This window comes from Bradyrhizobium sp. I1.14.4, assembly GCF_050435825.1.
Taxonomy (GTDB): Bacteria; Pseudomonadota; Alphaproteobacteria; order Rhizobiales; family Xanthobacteraceae; genus Bradyrhizobium.
In genome coordinates, this window is sequence record NZ_JBNDLA010000001.1 from 295,878 (window position 1) to 312,896 (window position 17,019).

19 protein-coding genes are annotated in these 17,019 nt (G+C 65.8%); 10 read left to right on the forward strand and 9 right to left on the reverse strand.

The window, feature by feature from the left end; genetic code table 11:
• The first annotated feature begins 74 nt into the window (after positions 1-74).
• Positions 75-782: a glutathione binding-like protein gene (locus ABIB78_RS01385; protein WP_429020534.1), complete on the forward strand. Its 708-nt coding sequence runs from the start codon at positions 75-77 to the stop codon at positions 780-782.
• A gap of 113 nt (positions 783-895) precedes the next feature.
• Here ABIB78_RS01385 and ABIB78_RS01390 read toward each other — a convergent pair whose 3' ends face one another.
• Positions 896-1,687: a crotonase/enoyl-CoA hydratase family protein gene (locus ABIB78_RS01390; RefSeq protein ID WP_429020536.1), complete on the reverse strand. Its 792-nt coding sequence runs from the start codon at positions 1,685-1,687 to the stop codon at positions 896-898.
• A gap of 89 nt (positions 1,688-1,776) precedes the next feature.
• On the opposite strand from ABIB78_RS01390, the gene ABIB78_RS01395 reads away from it, so the two are divergent.
• Positions 1,777-2,382: a TetR/AcrR family transcriptional regulator gene (locus ABIB78_RS01395; protein WP_429020537.1), complete on the forward strand. Its 606-nt coding sequence runs from the start codon at positions 1,777-1,779 to the stop codon at positions 2,380-2,382.
• A gap of 39 nt (positions 2,383-2,421) precedes the next feature.
• On the opposite strand, the gene ABIB78_RS01400 is transcribed toward ABIB78_RS01395, so the two are convergent.
• Together ABIB78_RS01400 and ABIB78_RS01405 are read right to left on the reverse strand one after the other, a co-directional pair.
• Positions 2,422-3,096, reverse strand: coding sequence for an HAD family hydrolase (locus tag ABIB78_RS01400; protein WP_429020539.1), 675 nt, complete (start codon positions 3,094-3,096; stop codon positions 2,422-2,424).
• Complete coding sequence (locus ABIB78_RS01405; protein ID WP_429020541.1) at positions 3,093-3,308, reverse strand: cysteine-rich CWC family protein; 216 nt, start codon at positions 3,306-3,308, stop codon at positions 3,093-3,095. Before ABIB78_RS01405 ends, ABIB78_RS01400 begins: the two co-directional genes overlap by 4 nt.
• Positions 3,309-3,411: 103 nt before the next feature.
• Here ABIB78_RS01405 and ABIB78_RS01410 point away from each other — a divergent pair, with 103 nt between their 5' ends.
• Both ABIB78_RS01410 and ABIB78_RS01415 read left to right on the forward strand, forming a co-directional pair.
• Positions 3,412-4,992, forward strand: coding sequence for a DUF1800 domain-containing protein (locus ABIB78_RS01410; protein ID WP_429020542.1), 1,581 nt, complete (start codon positions 3,412-3,414; stop codon positions 4,990-4,992).
• Positions 4,989-6,218: a DUF1501 domain-containing protein gene (locus ABIB78_RS01415; RefSeq protein WP_429020544.1), complete on the forward strand. Its 1,230-nt coding sequence runs from the start codon at positions 4,989-4,991 to the stop codon at positions 6,216-6,218. Before ABIB78_RS01410 ends, ABIB78_RS01415 begins: the two co-directional genes overlap by 4 nt.
• 81 nt (positions 6,219-6,299) lie before the next feature.
• Here the strand turns inward: ABIB78_RS01415 and ABIB78_RS01420 are convergent, their stop codons facing one another.
• The 3 genes from ABIB78_RS01420 to ABIB78_RS01430 all read right to left on the reverse strand — a co-directional run bounded on the left by ABIB78_RS01420 (position 6,300) and on the right by ABIB78_RS01430 (position 8,896).
• The gene (locus tag ABIB78_RS01420; RefSeq protein ID WP_429020546.1) at positions 6,300-7,244 is read right to left on the reverse strand and encodes an aldo/keto reductase; all 945 of its coding nucleotides are present in this window, start codon (positions 7,242-7,244) and stop codon (positions 6,300-6,302) included.
• 273 nt (positions 7,245-7,517) lie between these two features.
• Complete coding sequence (locus ABIB78_RS01425; protein ID WP_429020548.1) at positions 7,518-7,979, reverse strand: N-acetyltransferase family protein; 462 nt, start codon at positions 7,977-7,979, stop codon at positions 7,518-7,520.
• A gap of 101 nt (positions 7,980-8,080) precedes the next feature.
• A complete protein-coding gene (locus ABIB78_RS01430; RefSeq protein WP_429020550.1) occupies positions 8,081-8,896 on the reverse strand; it encodes a PAS domain-containing protein in 816 nt (271 codons plus the stop codon).
• A gap of 211 nt (positions 8,897-9,107) precedes the next feature.
• Between ABIB78_RS01430 and ABIB78_RS01435 the strand changes: the two genes are divergently transcribed.
• Positions 9,108-9,461: a DMT family protein gene (locus ABIB78_RS01435; RefSeq protein WP_429020552.1), complete on the forward strand. Its 354-nt coding sequence runs from the start codon at positions 9,108-9,110 to the stop codon at positions 9,459-9,461.
• Positions 9,462-9,473: 12 nt separating this feature from the next.
• Here ABIB78_RS01435 and ABIB78_RS01440 read toward each other — a convergent pair whose 3' ends face one another.
• The 3 genes from ABIB78_RS01440 to ABIB78_RS01450 all read right to left on the reverse strand — a co-directional run bounded on the left by ABIB78_RS01440 (position 9,474) and on the right by ABIB78_RS01450 (position 10,700).
• Positions 9,474-9,629 carry a hypothetical protein gene (locus ABIB78_RS01440; protein WP_429020554.1) on the reverse strand — a complete coding sequence of 52 codons (156 nt, stop codon included), beginning with the start codon at positions 9,627-9,629 and terminating at the stop codon, positions 9,474-9,476.
• A gap of 62 nt (positions 9,630-9,691) precedes the next feature.
• Complete coding sequence (locus ABIB78_RS01445) at positions 9,692-9,868, reverse strand: hypothetical protein (protein ID WP_429020556.1); 177 nt, start codon at positions 9,866-9,868, stop codon at positions 9,692-9,694.
• A 178-nt stretch (positions 9,869-10,046) separates the two neighbouring features.
• Positions 10,047-10,700 (reverse strand): glutathione S-transferase family protein, encoded by a 654-nt coding sequence (locus ABIB78_RS01450; protein ID WP_429021503.1) that lies wholly within the window; start codon positions 10,698-10,700, stop codon positions 10,047-10,049.
• Between the two features lie 615 nt (positions 10,701-11,315).
• Here ABIB78_RS01450 and ABIB78_RS01455 point away from each other — a divergent pair.
• From ABIB78_RS01455 to ABIB78_RS01475, 5 genes are all read left to right on the forward strand, one after another.
• A complete protein-coding gene (locus ABIB78_RS01455) occupies positions 11,316-12,518 on the forward strand; it encodes a pyridoxal phosphate-dependent aminotransferase (RefSeq protein WP_429020558.1) in 1,203 nt (400 codons plus the stop codon).
• A 244-nt stretch (positions 12,519-12,762) separates the two neighbouring features.
• Complete coding sequence (locus tag ABIB78_RS01460; RefSeq protein ID WP_429020560.1) at positions 12,763-13,284, forward strand: DUF992 domain-containing protein; 522 nt, start codon at positions 12,763-12,765, stop codon at positions 13,282-13,284.
• A 253-nt stretch (positions 13,285-13,537) separates the two neighbouring features.
• On the forward strand, positions 13,538-14,023 hold the full coding sequence (locus tag ABIB78_RS01465; protein ID WP_429020562.1) for a DUF992 domain-containing protein: 486 nt from the start codon (positions 13,538-13,540) through the stop codon (positions 14,021-14,023).
• A gap of 158 nt (positions 14,024-14,181) precedes the next feature.
• Complete coding sequence (locus ABIB78_RS01470) at positions 14,182-16,230, forward strand: elongation factor G (RefSeq protein WP_429020564.1); 2,049 nt, start codon at positions 14,182-14,184, stop codon at positions 16,228-16,230.
• Between the two features lie 145 nt (positions 16,231-16,375).
• The gene (locus tag ABIB78_RS01475; RefSeq protein WP_429020566.1) at positions 16,376-17,017 is read left to right on the forward strand and encodes a YoaK family protein; all 642 of its coding nucleotides are present in this window, start codon (positions 16,376-16,378) and stop codon (positions 17,015-17,017) included.
• Positions 17,018-17,019 lie beyond the last annotated feature (2 nt).

Genomic DNA, 17,019 nt, shown 5'->3' on the forward strand with positions numbered 1-17,019 from the left:
ATGCGCCCAAGTCAATGCATTCGCATCTTTCTTGCCGATGCATCAGCAATCCCCGGAAATGCAGGATCACGCCCATGATCGACCTCCACTACTGGTCCACGCCGAACGGTCACAAGATCACGATGTTCCTCGAAGAAACCGGATTGGAGTACACAATCTTCCCGGTGAACATAGGCAAGGGCGATCAGTTCAAGCCGGACTTCCTGCAGGTCGCACCGAATAACCGTATCCCGGCCATCGTCGATCACGCGCCAAAAGGCGGCGGCAAGCCGATCTCTCTGTTCGAATCCGGTGCGATCCTGCTCTATCTCGCCGAGAAGACCGGGAAATTCCTGCCTGAAGATCTCTACGGCCGCTATGACGCGATCCAGTGGACGTTCTGGCAGATGGGCGGGCTCGGGCCGATGGCCGGGCAGAACCATCACTTCCGCAACTACGCGGTCGAGAAGCTGCCTTATGCGATCGACCGCTATGTCAACGAGACCAACCGGCTCTACGGCGTGCTCAACAAGCGGCTCGCCGACCGCGAATTCATCGCCGGTAACTATTCGATCGCCGACATGGCGAGCTATCCCTGGGTCGTGCCGTACAAGAACCAGGGCCAGAACATCGACGACTTCCCGCATCTGAAGCGCTGGCTGGAGACGATCGGCAAGCGCCCGGCGACCGAGCGCGCCTATGCCAAGGCGAAGGAGGTCAACCCGAATTTCGGCCAGCCCGCGATCCGCACCGAGGAGGAGCGCAAGCTGCTGTTCGGGCAGACCGCGGCGGTGGTGCGCTAACGAGACCTCCCTCCGTCGTCATGGCCGGGCTTGACCCGGCCATCCACGTCTTGGGCGCAGGAGTCGTGGATGCCCGGGTCAAGCCCGGGCATGACGAGTTGATGGAGTCGGGCCTATGCCCCGACATATTTCGCCGGCCGCCGCTCCTTCCATGCCGCGAGCCCCTCGGCCAGGTCACGGCTCGGCACCAGCGCGGCGAACTGCTCGCTCTCGACCAGCAGGCCCTCGGCAATCGGCATGTTGAGCCCGCGCGTCACCGCGGTGATGACGCCGGCGACGGCATCGGGCGAATGCCTGGTGATGCGGCCGGCGAGCTCGCGCGCGGCCGTCAGCAATTGATCGTGCGGCACGATCTGGTTGATCAGCCCGATCTCGCGCGCCCGCTCGGGCGGGAACGGATCGCCTGCCAGCAGCAGCTCGAGAGCGCGCTTGCGTCCCGCCAGCCGCGGCAGCCGCTGTGTGCCGCCGAAGGTCGGGGGCATGCCGAGCTTGATCTCGGGTTTTGCAAATTGCGCACGGTCGCTGGCAACAGCGAGATGCACCGCCTCAGTGATCTCGCAGCCGCCGCCGAAGGCGAGCCCGTTGACCGCGGCGATGACAGGCTTCTTGAACGCCTCCAGCCGCGCGGTCATGGCCTGGCCGCGGCGGACGAAGTCGCGCACCGCGACCGCGGCGCCCTGCCTGACGCTCTCCGAGAACTGGTGGATGTCGGCGCCCGCCGAGAACGCGCGCTCGCCGGCGCCGGTCAGGATCACGGCGCGCACGCCAGCATCGCCCTCGATGCGGTCGAGCGCCGCCATCAACTGATCGATCAGCGTGTAGTTCAGCGCGTTGAGCTGCTCGGGGCGGTTCAGCGTGATCAGGGCGATCCCGCCTGTGATCTCGAGCAGGATAGGTTGGGGCATGATGCAGTCTCCGGCATTGGTGCGCGTCGAAGCTGAATGTAGAGGCAGCTGGAATTTGTGTATATTCACTGGTCAGTATACATACGCACATGCCCAGACCCTCCGAGCCCACCCGCGCGCGCATCGTCCAGGCGGCGAGCGCGCTGTTCTACAATGAAGGCATCCGCCGCGTCAGCGTCGACGAGGTGGCCGCCAAGGCCGGCCTCACCAAGCGCACGCTGTATTATCACTTCAAGAGCAAGGACGACCTGGTCGCCGCCTATCTCGCTGCACGCGACCAGCCCAACCTCGCGCTGTTCCGAAAGTGGTTCGCGGAGGTCGAGGGCGGGTTGCCAGTGAAGGTCGAGGCGATCTTCAAGAACCTCGCGCGCTCGGCGCGGCATCCGAAATGGAAAGGCTGCGGCTTCCTGCGTACCTCCGCCGAGCTCGCCAACATGCCCGGGCATCCCGCGATCCGGATCGGCGCAGCGCACAAGAAGAAGTTCGAGGACTGGCTGCGCGCGACCTTTGCGGAGCGGGGCATAGCCGACCCGCTGAAGCTCGCGCGGCAGATCCTGCTGCTGCTGGACGGATCATTCGCCGTGGTGCTGCTGCATCGCGACGCCAGCTACATGGAGACGGCCGGCGAGGCCGCGCGCACGCTGATCGAGACGGCGATGGCGAAGCTGGGGCGTAAACAGGTCAAAGCGGGATGAGGTGCAGCAGTCTGCGGCGAGACCTTCTCGCGATGACGGCTAAAGCGCGCCGCGCGCTTGCAACAGCGCCAGCACTGCGTTGAGGTCCGGCAGCACGGCCGCACATTTCGCGCGCGTCTCGTCGGTCGGGGGCGCCATGTCGGGCACCATCAGCGTGATGGCGCCGGCGGCATGGGCCGCGGCGACGCCGTGGTTGGAGTCTTCCACGGCGATGCAGGCCGCCGGTGCCGCGCCGAGGCGTGCGGCCGCCTTCAGGTAGAGCTCGGGGTTTGGCTTGCCGTCAGTCACGTCGTCAAGCGTCAGCAGCGTCTCGAAGCGGTCGCGGATTCCGGCGAGCGTGAGATGGCGCTCGGCCGTGCGGCGGGATGACGAGGTCACGATCGCGGTCCGGCAGTCGGCGGCGGCAAGGCCGTCGAGCAGCGCGAGCGTGCCGGGCTTGAGGGGCAGGCCGGCGTCAAACATCAGATCGCGGGTGACGATGAAGGCGCGATTGACCTCGGCGAGCGGAAACGCCGCGCCGTAATGATCGCGCAGCATCGCTTCGCAGACCGGGCCGGGAAGCCCGACCATGGAATGGCACAGCGCGACGACGTCGTCGGTGTAGCCGCATACGTTCAGCGCCGCGACCAGGCTGTCGAAGTAGACCTTCTCGGTGTCGAGCAGCGTGCCGTCCATGTCGAGCAGGACGGCGTCGACGGTCCAGCGTGCGTTCACGTTGCGCCCGCCGCTGCTTGCTGTTCCGCCAGTTTCCGCAAGCATGCCGGGCACAGGCAGTCGCCGCCATCGGTCGGCATCGACAGGCGAAAGCGCTCGTCGGAACACCAGCACGGTCCCGCGAGCGAGCATGAAAATTCGCTGCCGCACGCCGCGCAGGCAAGCCGGCGTGGCGAGACTTGTTCGGAACGATCGGTTGACGAGAGGTCCATTCTAACCGCGATTTAATGCGCGAATTAATCTCGGGTTCATCCCGGACCGCGCTATGATGCCGTGCAACTGATATAGCCGGGATAGGCGGCCAAGGGAATTGTGATGGCCCGTGATTCGCAAGCCGCGCTGATTGCTCTCAACCGGTTTGGATTTGGCGCCCGCGGCGGGGCGTCCGGCGACTTCATCAACGCGGCCTCCGATCCGCGCGGTTTCGTGCTGGCGGAACTGGCGCGTCCGAACGGCGCGCTGCTCGAAGTGCCTGGCCTGCTCTCGACGCCGGAGCTCGGCAAGCAGGTGTTCGACTATCAGTTCGAGATCCAGCAGGCGCGCAATGCCGCGAAGGCCGCGCAGCAAGGCGCGAGCGAGACGCCGCAGGGATCCGACGCGAAGCCGCAGCAGCGGCGCAATCTGTCGCTGTCCACTGCCGCCAAGGAGATCGCCGGAAAGGATTCGGCGATGCAGGCCCAGGCCGCCGACAATGCCAATGCGGCGATGACGCCGTCCGCGACGATGCAGCCTCCGGCGATGCAAACGGTGGCCGGTCCGGCCAAGCCGCCGGCGCAGCCGCTCAACATCATCCAGAAGACGTTCCGTGCCGAGGCGCTGGCGCGGCTGCAGCGCGGCGTGGTCGCCGATTGCGGTTTCGTCGAGCGGCTCGTGGTGTTCTGGTCCAACCACTTCTGCATCTCCGCCAACAAGGGCGCCCTGGCGCGGATGTGGGCCGGTTCGTTCGAACGCGAGGCGATCCGCCCGCACGTGCTCGGCCGCTTTGGCGACATGCTGAAGGCCGTCGAGCAGCATCCGGCGATGCTGTTCTTCCTCGACAACCAGCAATCGCTGGGTCCGGAGTCGCGCGCCGGCGTCAACCGCAATCGCGGCCTGAACGAGAACCTGGCCCGCGAGATCATGGAGCTGCACACGCTCGGTGTCGGCGGCGGCTATACCCAGGACGACGTGACCTCGCTGGCGCGCGTCATCACCGGCTGGACCTTTGCCGGCCGCAAAGGCCAGCTCGGCACGCCCGGCAGCTTCGTGTTCAACGCCAATGCGCACCAGCCCGGTCCGCAGCAGGTGCTGGGCAAGACCTACGCGCAGGCCGGCGTCGCGCAGGGCGAGGCGGTGCTGTCGGATATCGCGCGGCATCCCTCAACCGCGAAATTCATCGCGACCAAGTTCGCCCGCCATTTTGTCGCCGACGATCCGCCGCCGGCACTGGTGGCGAAGCTGCAGGACACCTTCACCAAAACGGACGGTGATCTCAGGGCGCTGGCCATTGCGCTCGTCGGGTCCAACGAGGCGTGGCAGGCGCCGCTGACAAAAATGCGTTCGCCTTACGAATTCCTGGCCGCCTCCGGCCGCCTGTTGGCGCGCAACCCCGAGGATCCCACCCGCTATCTCAATGGCCTCAACGTGCTCGGCCAGCCCTTGTGGTCGCCGGCCGGGCCGAACGGCTTCCCGGATATCGCTGCGGCCTGGGCCGCGCCTGAGGGCATCAAGCTCAGGCTCGACATCTCGGCGCAGCTTGCTTCCCAGCTCGCCGACCGGTTCGACCCGCGCGACCTGCTCGAGCTGGTTGCCGCGGATGCCGCTTCGGTCGAGACGCGGCGCACCATCGAGCGCGCGGAATCGCGGCAGCAGGCGCTGGCGCTGCTGTTGATGTCGCCCGAGTTCCAGAGGAGATGACGATGGATTGCTGTGAGAGCCTGGCGATGCAAGCGACATCGCGGCGCGCGCTGCTGCTCGGCGGCGCCTCCTTTGCCGCCTGGGCCTATTTGCCGAAATTCGCCCGCGCAGCCGACGGCCGCGATCCACGCTTCGTCACCATCATCCTGCGCGGTGCGCTCGATGGCCTGGCCACCGTCGCGCCGGTCGGCGACCCCGACTATGCCGGCCTGCACGGCGCGATCGCGCTGCGATCCGATGGCCCGAACGCAGCCGTGATGCTCGATCCCTTCTTCGGGCTGCATCCGGCGATGCCGGAATTCGCGCGGATGTATCGGGCCAAGCAGGCGGCGGTGGTCCATGCGGTCGCGACCTCGTATCGCGATCGCTCGCATTTCGATGGCCAGGACGTGCTGGAGAGCGGCTTCCCCGGGCCCGGCCGCGTGCAATCCGGCTGGCTCAACCGCGCGCTCGAAGCATTGCCAAAGGGCGAGCGGGTGACGAACGCGCTCGCGGTCGGCCCGACCACGCCTTTGGTGTTGCGCGGCGCTGCGCCGACCGTCGGCTGGGCGCCGACCGCGCTGCCGCAGGCCGCCGACGACACCGCGATGCGGCTGCTCGATCTCTATCAGCACCGTGATCCGACGCTGGCGAGCGCGCTGACGCAAGGCCTCCAGCTCGAGAAGCAGGCGCAGGGCAGCGAGATGAAGCCGCAGCCCGGCGCAGGCGGCGTGGCGGCGATGCGTTTGGTGGCGCGCGGCGCCGCCAAATTGATGGCGGCGGATGACGGCCCGCGGATCGGCGCGCTGGCCTTCGACGGCTGGGACACGCATGCCAATGAAGGCGGGCCGGTCGGCCGTCTCGCGCAGCTGCTCGGCGGTCTCGACGGAGCGCTGGCGGAGTTTCAGAGCGGTCTCGGCGCGCGCTGGCGCGACACCGTGATCGTGGTCGCCACCGAGTTCGGCCGCACGGCGCGCATCAACGGCACCGAGGGCACCGACCACGGCACCGGCACCATCGCGCTGCTTGCCGGCGGCGCGGTGAGCGGCGGCCGGATGATCACCGACTGGCCGGGCCTGAAGCCGGCCAATCTCTATCAGGCCCGTGATCTCGCCCCGACCACCGACCTGCGCGCCGTGATCAAGGGCGTGCTGCACGACCAGCTCGGCCTCGGCGAGCGCGTGCTGGCCGATGCCGTATTCCCGGACAGCGCGCCGGTGAAGCCGATGAAGGGACTGGTTGTGTAAGCGTCAGCCTCGACATAACCACCGTTGCGAGTTGCCGGAACGCGCTGGGGTCCAGCGCAGCATCACTCCGAACATTTGTGGTTATAGGTCCCTGCTTTCGCAGGGACGACAGCGAGTGTCCTCCGCGCTCAGCTTCCAGCTGATTGCCTTCACATTCTGCTCGATCTGCTCGGGACGCGTCGCGCCGGCGATGACGCTTGCGACTTGTGGGCGGGCGGCGAGCCAGGAGAAGGCGAGTTCGAGCATGGTGTGGCCGCGCTCTTTGGCGAAGGCCTGCAGCTTCTCGACGATGTCCTCGTTGCGCGCCGTGACGTAACGATCCTTCAGCGCCGGCGCTTTGGCGAAGCGGGTGTCGGCGGGGGCGGCGGCGCCGCGCTGGTACTTGCCGGTCAAGAGACCGCTGGCGAGCGGGAAGAACGGCAGCAGGCCGAGATTGTATTGCTGCGCCGCGGGCAGCAGGTCCTTCTCGATGCCGCGCACCACGAGGCTGTATTCGTCTTGGCAGGACACGAAGCGGTTCACGTTCATCTCGCGTGCGACGTATTCCGCCTCCGCGATCCGCCATGCCGGGAAGTTGGAGTTGCCGATGTAGCGCACCTTGCCCTGACGTACGAGATCGTCGAGTGCGCGCAGCGTCTCGTCGATCGGCGTCAGTGGATCATAATCGTGCTGCTGGTAGAGATCGATGTAGTCGGTCTTCAGGCGCGTCAGGCTCGCTTCCACCGCCGACATGATGTAGCGCCGAGAGGCGCCCTGCTTGGTGCCGTCGCTCGCCATCGGCTTGGAGAATTTAGTGGCGAGCACGATGTCCTTGCGGCGGTCGCCCAGCACCGTGCCGAGAACGGTTTCCGAGCCGCCCATGCCGGCATAGATGTCGGCGGTATCGAACAGGGTGATGCCGAGATCGATCGCCTTGTGGATCACCTTGCGCGAGGTTTCCAGATCGGTGCGCTGGCCGAAATTGTTGCAGCCGATGCCGACCGCGGACACGCGCAGGCCGGAGCCGCCGAGATTACGAATTTCCATGAGACAATCCTGTGGGATAGGCGAGGGATAGCGCGCATTGTGACAATCGCGCCGCGAGCCGGCAAGGTGCCGCCCTACCGCTGATCACGCATGGCACCCATCACGCACGGCAATGTCGAAAAAAAGCGGTCCCGGTCAGACGCGGCGACTGACGGGGACCGCTCGGGGCGAAGATCTGAGACGGGGGGCCTGATCTTACGCGAGCGCGAGCCTAGCCGGGCTTTGTTACGCGCCGGTGACATCTCTGTTCAATCCACAGCCCGCGCCACGCGCTCAGAGAACCTTGCGATAGATGACGAAGCCCGGTTTGTCCGCGACCTTGTCATAAAGCTGCATTGCGGTGTGGTTGGTCTCATGCGTCTGCCAATAGACGCGCGGCGATCCCGCAAGTTTCGCCTGCGCGTAGACGCCGTTGATCAGGGCGCGGCCGACGCCTTTGCCGCGTGCGGCTTCGCTGGTGAAGAGATCCTGCAGATAGCAGGTTGGCGCGATCGCCGTGGTCGAGCGGTGAAAAAGATAATGCGTCAGCCCGAGCAGTGTGCCGCCGGCATCGGCGACCAGCGCATGCACCGGCTCATAGGCGTCGAAGAAACGCTCCCACGTCATCGCGGTGATCTCGGGCGCGAGCGCGGTCGGTCCGGACCGCTCATAGAAGGCGTTGTAGCCGTCCCACAAAGGGAGCCACTCGGCGTAGTCGCCGCGCGTGACGAAGCGGATGGTGACGTCGTCGGACATCGATGATCCCTGCATGATCCTGCGTTGCGCGATGCGTGCGCATCGCTCGCAACGTTCTATCGTCGCCGTCATGCGGGATCAATTGCTGACGCGGTCGTGCCTCACTCCGCGGCGCGCAACAGCCGCGCCGGATGGTGTCCGCGCCCGGCGCGCTGCGCGCGATATTCGTCGGCCCTGGCGGGATCGTCGGTGTGCCGCACGAGGTCGGTCACCGGCGTGTAGCTCAGCATGCGGCCGCCGTCGGGCAGCGCCGTGCAGCTGAAGCGCAGCACCCGGCCGTCGGCGAGATTGAGGTTGATCGGCGTGGAATCGCCTGCGCGCATCATCGCGATGCGCTCGGCGATGAAGGCGCTCAGCTCGTCTTCCGGCAGTTCATAGGTGCCGGTGTCGCGGCCATGATACATCAGCGCGACGAAGGGCGGCTTGCTCTCGGCCTGCGCATCGGAGAGCGCGAAATAATCGCGGAAGGCGCGGTTGATGAATTCGGCGCGGGTGTCGGCGTCGAGCAGCACGATGCCGATGTCGACCTGGTCGAGCGCGGCGGCGAGCCGCGCCGAGGTGGCGTGATGCTGCTGGTCCGCCGCAAAGGCATCGATCCATTTCTGCCGCAGCATCCCGGTGATCAGGGCGGTGCCGGCCGTAGTGGCGGCCAGCATCAGCATCCGTGCGACGTCGGCGGCGTCATAACCGGGCAGCGCGCGATGATCGAGGAAGAACAGCGCCGAGGCGGCCACCGCGATCGTCGCGGAGATCAGTCCGGAGGTGTTGCCGCTGATGGAGCTGGCGAGCGCCACGATGCAGACGAACAGCGGCGCGGGATTGGGGACGGCCACAATGAGGCGATCGATCAGGAAGGCGGCGAGCGCCGTGATCGCCGTCAAGGCCGGACCTGTAATTGCACGCCAGTCGAACCGCATGCCCGTTCTCGCTATCTGTCGAACGAACGATAAAGCTGTAGTTTGACGACAGGGCCGCAACGGCGGCGGCATTTCCGTCCCGACCGTTAAGCGGGCGTTGCCTTTGCCGAACCAGCTTTCGCTGCTTTCAAATCAAATGATATGCAGATCGGCATGGAACCCGGTTCCGTGCCTGCGGGTTACCGCGTGCTTTGCTTGCAAGAGGACAACGATGCCCGCCATTTCGCCTTCGCTGCTGCCGATCCTGATGCTGTTTGCCTCGAACATTTTCATGACCTTCGCCTGGTACGGCCATCTCAAGTTCAAGGATCACCCGCTCCCGCTCGTTATCATGGTGAGCTGGGGCATCGCCTTCTTCGAATACTGGCTGGCGGTGCCGGCCAATCGCTGGGGCAGCGCGGTCTATTCGGCAGCGCAGCTCAAGACCATGCAGGAGGTGATCACGCTGGTCGTGTTCGCCGGCTTCTCGGTGTTGTACCTGAAGGAGCCGCTGGGCTGGAATCATGCACTCGGATTTGCCTTCATCGCCGCCGGCGCGTTCTTCATCTTCCACAAATGGAGTTAGACCCGAAACGCCTTAGTGGTGCGGGGCCTGTTTGGCGGCAGGCGTCGTCACATGCGCGGGGTGCGCGCGGTCTTCGCCCTGCGTGCCTGTCACGATCAGGAGCGATGCCGCCAGCAGGATCGCCGCCGACAGCGTCACGGTCACAAGTCCGATGGGGGTCTTCATCATGTCGCGCCGCTGTCTCTCCCGCGCCTTGCCGCGGATAAGGTGCCAAACTGGAAATCGCTGGATTACGCCGGGATCGACGTTGCCATGCTGATGCTGCTCGACAGCACGGTCATGGCGACGACCAGCCACAGCGTCAGTGCGCCAAGCGCGAGCGACGCGGCGATCGCGTTCGTCAGGCGGGATGATGCCACTGGGGCACGGCGGCCATCGAAGCCTGCCGTGCCGGACCACCGCGTCATGGTCTAAATCCCTCAGGCCGCGAGCGAATCACTCGCGACATCCGAGCAAATCTGCCCGTTGTCACCGGCAACATTGCGGCGGCGGGTCCCCTCAAAATGGCTAAAATACGGCTGGAACGTCGTTTTTGCCGTTATTTGGGCAATTTCCCAGCTATGCCCGCTGTTCAGACCCAGTTGCTCAGAGGCCTGCCACAAGGCGGGCCTGAGGCTCGGCCTCGGACCCAGGCTGCCAATCCATCGAGACAAATCCGGGGGTCTGCTCGACCCGTTTCAGCCAGGCGCGGATCGATGGGAAGGTCGTCAGATCGAAGTCGCAGCGGTCGGCGACGTGGGTGTAGCCGTAGAGCGCGATGTCGGCGACGGTGAACTGCTCGGCGGCGAAATAGGCGTGCCCCTTGAGGTGATTTTCCATCACCTGCAGCGCCGCATAACCGCGCTCCATCCAGTCTTCCAGCGCGTGCGTCTGCAGGTCGCGCCCGCCCTTGACCAGCGACAGCCAGAAATAGGCGGCGCCGATATTCGGCTCCAGCGCGTGCTGCTCGAAGAACATCCACTGCAGCGCCTCGGCGCGTTCGATCCGAGACTCCGGCGCCAGCGGCGTGCCGATCGCAACGTACCAGAGGATGGCGTTGGACTCGGCGAGATGGCGGCCGTCGGCGACTTCGAGCAATGGCACCTGGCCGCTCGGATTCTTGGCCAGGAATTCCGGAGTGCGGCTCTCGCCGCGCAGGATGTCGATCTCGATCGCCTCGTACGGCGTGTTCAGCACCGCGAGCGCCAGCCGGACCTTGTAGCTGTTGCCGGAGCGCTGCATCGAATAGAGCTTGTACATTGCGTCGGGGTTCACTCGGTGCGTCGGGGTTCACTCGGGTCAGGGAGACGGTACGCTTAAAAATTGCGCGGCCTGTCACACCGCAACGCCGTTAAACAATGATGCCGATAGGGGTGCGTCGCAAGCCCTGTAGCGTGGAAAAAGTCGAAACGTCTACCGCACTGCACGCGTGCAGAACGATTCCATCAACACGGCAGAACAACTCGGATCACGCCTGCGCGACGCTGTGCACGGTGCCGGTCGATGCCGTGATGGACGCCTTCAATTCACAAACCTTAACGCGCGCCGTGCTCGGCAGCGCCCTGCCGGATGGCCTGCCGTCGGCACCGTCAGGGGCGTGTCGCGCGGCACATTGTCCTCGGAGCAATCCACGCTGGCGCACCCAGCCGAAAGCCTTGCCGGCAAGGCTGGAGCGGCCGCCGCCGAGCTTGCCGGATATGAGTCATTTGGGGCCGGAACTTGCGGAATATTGCGCATGTTGCGAGCCATGCGCGAAAGTTTTTGCGCTTTGTCGCCAAGCTTCTTGCGATGCAGCGGCGACCGGCCTAGGGTGCCGCGATCCCATTCAAATCAAGTCGTGGCCCAACCGCTCACGACGTTTGCCAGGAGATGATAATGGCCTTCCTGTCCGCTGCGCTCGACCGTGTGAAGCCGTCCGCGACGATCGCGGTCACGGACAAAGCACGTGCGCTGAAAGCCGCGGGCCGCAACGTCATCGGCCTCGGCGCCGGCGAGCCTGATTTTGACACGCCCGCCAATATCAAGCTGGCTGCGATCCACGCGATCGAAGCCGGCAAGACCAAGTACACCGATGTCGGCGGCATTCCGGAGCTCAAGGAAGCCATCATCAACAAGTTCTCGCGCGAGAACGGCCTGACCTACAAGCCGAACCAGATCATCGTCGGCACCGGCGGCAAGCAGGTGCTCTACAACGCGCTGATGGCGACCATCAATCCGGGCGACGAGGTCATCATCCCGGCGCCGTATTGGGTCAGCTATCCCGAGATGGTCGCGCTCGCCGGCGGCGAGTCGGTGCCGGTGGTGTGCCCGGCGTCGACCGGCTTCAAGCTGCGCCCGCAGGATCTCGAGAAGGCGATCACGCCGAAGACCAAGTGGGTGATCCTGTGCTCGCCGTCGAACCCGACCGGCTCGGCCTACACCAGGAGCGAGCTCAAGGCGCTGACCGACGTACTGGTCAAGCATCCGCATGTCTGGGTGATGACGGACGACATGTACGAGCACCTCGTCTATGACGACTTCGTCTTCACCACGGCGGCGCAGGTCGAGCCGAGCCTCTACGAGCGCACGCTGACGGTGAACGGCGTGTCGAAGGCCTACTGCATGACCGGCTGGCGCATCGGCTATGCCGGCGGACCGGCGCAGCTGATCAAGGCGATGGCGACGATCCAGTCGCAGTCGACCTCGAACCCGTCGTCGATCGCGCAATGGGCATCGGTCGAGGCGCTCAACGGACCGCAGGACTTCATCGCCGCGAACAACAAGGTGTTCAAGGAGCGCCGCGACCTCGTGGTGTCGATGCTCAACCAGGCGAGCGGCATCGAGTGCCCGCGGCCGGAAGGCGCGTTCTACGTCTACCCGTCCTGCGCCGGCACGATCGGCAAGAAGGCGCCCTCGGGCAAGGTGATCGACAACGACGAGGCGTTCGTCACCGAACTGCTCGAGAGCGAAGGCGTCGCTGTTGTGCAGGGGTCGGCGTTCGGCCTCGGACCCGCGTTCCGCATCTCCTACGCCACCAAGACCTCGGACCTCGAGGATGCCTGCAAGCGCATCCAGCGCTTCTGCGGTAATCTGCGATAATTCGTTCCGAACCAAGAAACGCTCCCACGCCAAGTGTGGGAGCGTTTCTGTTTGCACACTCAGGATCGGTGCCGGTAAAATCGCAGAGTCAAATCACAACCCGCGCACCTCACGCGCGTGTGTGCGAACATCGATGCCACACGCGGGAAGTTTTTACGGCCTCTTTGCGAGCTGCCTTGTTTTGGACACGACCCTTCCCTTCTGTCCGCCGCACAAATTCAGTTCACCTTGCGGAGACAGACCAATGCGACTTTCGACTCTCACCCTTGCAGCGTTCGCGTTGCTGGCGCCGTTCGCCACCGCCAACGCGGCGCCCCAGCAGGTTCAAGCCGGGGTCCTGCAATGCCAGGGCGGCGAGAATGTCGGCTTCGTCGTCGGCTCCGTCGCTCGCCTCGAATGCGTGTTCCAGAGCGGCGGCCATCGGCCGGAGCCATATGTTGCGACCGTGAAGCGGATCGGCGTCGACCTCGGCGTCACCGCGACCACTCAGCTCGCCTGGGCCGTGAGCGCGCCGACCACGCAGCTTCCGCGCGGTGCGCTCGCCGGCAGCTACGGCGGCGTCGGCCTCAACGCATCGGTCGGCCTTGGCGCCGGCGGTAACTTCCTGTTCGGCGGTCCCAACAACGCCTACGCGCTGCAGCCGATCAGCGTGCAGGGCCAGACCGGCCTCAACGTTGCGGCCGGCATCGCCGGGATCGATCTCGAGCCGGTTCGCACCGCGGGTCCGCGCCGGCATCATCATCGCCGTCATCACCACCACCACTGAGCAGGTCGGTGTTCGATCAAAGGGGCCCGCGAAAGCGGGCCTCTTTTTTGCTGCTTGTTGTCTGTTGCGTGACAGGTTCTGCGTGGTCGCGGAGGCATAGCAACAGCGCCACATCCCGCAACAATCGGTGGCCGAGCACCGCAAATTCTGGCGGTACATTCGATGTTATGGCATAGGATACGAACGGCGCCGCAGACACGGCGCCGTTCTGTTCTCTGCTCGCGTCATGCCTCTCAGCCGGAGCCTCCCCAACATGCGTCGCTTCATTCTCCTCGCCGGTGCCGCCATCGCCACGCTGACCGCCGTAATCGCTGGTGCCAACGCCCAGCAGCCGGTTCAGCGCGTACAGGTCGGCGTCCTGGAATGCCGCGGCGGCGCGAGCGTCGGCTTCATCGTCGGCTCCGTGACAAATCTCGGTTGCGTGCTGCGCGTCGATGGCATGCCTGAAGACCGCTACATCGCGACCATCCACAAGGTCGGCATCGATCTCGGCATCACCCAGGAATCGGCGCTGGCCTGGGGCGTCTACGCGCCGGTGGCGCGGCTCGGGCCGGGTGCGCTCTCCGGCAACTATGCGGGTGCGCAGGGCAGTGCGACGCTCGGTGTCGGCGTCGGCGGCAATGTGCTGGTCGGTGGTTCCGACAACACGATCGCCCTGCAGCCGCTCAGCGTGCAGGGCCAGACCGGCGTCAACATCGCCGCCGGCCTCGAGAGCCTCGAGCTGCGTCCGGGGCGCTAAGGACGGTAGCGGGTTTAAGCGATCTACGCGCGGCTGAACGCCGCGCGCATGCTGCCGCATCGCAGCGACTTTTCCTGCTTGCCAAAATCCTGGGACGGGCGGACCATCAACGGTCGCCGACCCAATCATGGGCCGAGCTCCAACACGAGGAGGCGGCAATGGGACAAGACGTCAGAAGTCCCCGAGGTCCACGGTGCATCGCACTGGTGGGCCCTTTTCAAAGCGGTAAAACCACACTTCTGGAAGCCATCCTGGCGCGCACAGGCGCCATCAAGTCCGCCGGCAGTGTCGATGCCGGAACTTCCGTCGGCGATGCCAGCCCCGAGGCGCGCCAACACAAGATGGGCGTAGTTCTGACCGCCGCCACCACCACCTTTATGGGGGACAGCTACACCTTTATCGATTGCCCCGGCTCGGTCGAATTCGCGCACGACATGCGTGCCGCGTTGCCGGCGGTCGATGCCGCGGTCGTGGTCTGCGAAGCTGACGAGAAGAAGCTGCCGCAGCTGCAGATCATCCTGCGCGAGCTCGAGGAGCTCGGGATTCCCCGGTTTCTGTTCCTGAACAAGATCGACCGCGCCAACAAGCGCGTCCGCGAGACCCTTGCGACGCTGCAGCCGGCCTCGCGCGTGCCGCTGGTGCTGCGCCAGATTCCGATCTGGAACGGCGATCTGATCGAAGGTTTTGTCGATCTCGCGCTGGAGCGCGCGTTCGTCTATCGCGAGCACAAGCCGTCGGAGGTGATGGCGCTCGAGGGCGGCAACCTCGATCGCGAGAAGGAAGCGCGGTTCTCGATGCTGGAGAAGCTCGCCGATCACGACGACGCGCTGATGGAGCAATTGCTGGAGGATATCCAACCGCCGCGCGATGCCGTGTTCGACGACCTTGCCCGCGAACTGCGCGAAGGGCTGATCTGTCCGGTGCTGCTCGGTGCTGCGAGCCGCGAGAACGGCGTGCTCCGCCTGATGAAGGCGCTGCGACATGAGGCACCCGGCGTCGCCGACACCGCCAAGCGGCTCGGCATCAAGGATCAGAAGGATGCGCTGGCCTATGTGTTCAAGACCGTGCATTTGCAGCACGGCGGCAAGCTGTCGCTGGCGCGCGTGCTCGCGGGCCGGCTCGACGACGGCGCGACTCTGCAGTCCTCGTCCGGTGACAGCGGGCGCGTCTCCGGCATCCTTGCGGTCGCGGGCGGGCATGACAGCAAGCGGCCGTCGGCGGAGGCCGGCGACGCCGTCGCACTCGGCAAGCTCGATGCGATCAAGACCAGCGATACGGTTTGCAGTGGCAAGACTGCTCCGGCCTCGCTGGTCAAGGTCGAGCCCGCGGCGGCGGTGCTGTCGATCTCGATCGCAGCGACCGATCGCAAGGACGACGTCAAGCTCGGCCAGGCACTGTTGCGGCTGAACGAGGAAGATCCCTCGCTGACGATGATCCAGAACCCGCGCACCCACGACACCGTGCTGTGGGGACAGGGCGAGATGCATCTGCGCGTCGCACAGGAGCGGCTGAAGGACCGCTACGGCGTCAATGTCAAATCGCATCCGCCGGCGATCGGCTACCAGGAAACCATCCGTAAGGCCGTCACCCAGCGCGGCCGGCACAAGAAGCAGTCCGGCGGCCACGGCCAGTTCGGGGACGTCGTGCTCGACATCAAGCCGAAGCCGCGCGGGAGCGGCTTCGAATTCCACGAGAAGGTGGTCGGCGGCGCGGTGCCGCGCAACTATATCGGCGCAGTGGAGGAGGGTGTCGTCGACGCCCTGACGCGCGGGCCGCTCGGCTTCCCCGTGATTGATGTCGACGTCACGCTCACCGACGGCTCCTATCACAGCGTCGACTCCTCCGATCTGGCGTTCCGCACTGCGGCGCGGGTCGGCGTCAGCGAGGCGCTGCCGCTGTGCCAGCCGGTGCTGCTGGAGCCGATCCATATGGTCGAGATCGCCTGCCCGACCGAGGCGACCGCCAAGGTCAACGCGATCCTGTCGGCGCGCCGCGGCCAGATCCTCGGCTTCGACACCCGCGAGGGCTGGAGCGGCTGGGATTGTGTTCGTGCCACGATGCCGGAATCCGAGATCGGCGACCTCATCGTCGAGCTGCGCTCCGCCACCGCCGGCGCCGGCACCTTCACCCGCCAGTTCGACCGCATGGCCGAAGTGACGGGCCGTGCCGCCGACCAGATCATCGCCGCCCATCGCGACGCGGCGTGATCTTTTCGTCATTCCGGAGCGCTCGCGCCAGCGAGCGAATCCGGAGTCTCGAGATTCCCCGGTGCGCAATTGGGCACCTGAGGTATGGTCCTGCGGACCGTCCCGGAATGACCGATGAGATTTTCTCCCAGCAGTTTCCAACGAGATGCTCGAATCCCGCCGTAACCTGGCGCTGGCCTGCGCGCTCAGCGCGTTGGCCGGCTATGTCGACGGCATCGGCTATCTGCATCTCGGCGGACTGTTCGTCTCCTTCATGAGCGGCAACTCGACGCGGCTTGGCGTGACGCTGGCCGAGGGCCATTGGCAGCATGCCCTGGAAGCGCTGGAGCTGATCGTGCTGTTCGTCGCCGGCGCGGCGGCCGGCAGCCTGGTCGTGCTCAGCCGCTTAGCGTATCGCCAGCCGCTGATCCTGCTCGCCGAGGCGCTGCTGTTGACGGCTGCAGCCGTGGCCTACGCCTATGGCCTGCCGAACACCGCGGTTGCGGCCATCGTGCTGGCGATGGGGCTCGAGAACGCCGTGTTCCAGCTTGAGGGCGGGGCCGGGCTTGGCCTCACCTATGTCACCGGGGCGCTGGTAAAGGCCGGCCAGCTGATCGCCGCCGCGCTGACCGGCGGTGCAGGCTGGGCCTGGCTGCCCAATTTGTTGCTATGGGCGGCGATGGTCGGGGGCGCGCTTGCCGGTGCGCTTGCCTATCGCTGGATCAATCTCGCCGCGATCTGGTTTGGCGCGGCCACCGCCTTCGGGCTCAGCGCGCTGGTTGCCGCAACCGCGAAGCGGACGGATTGACA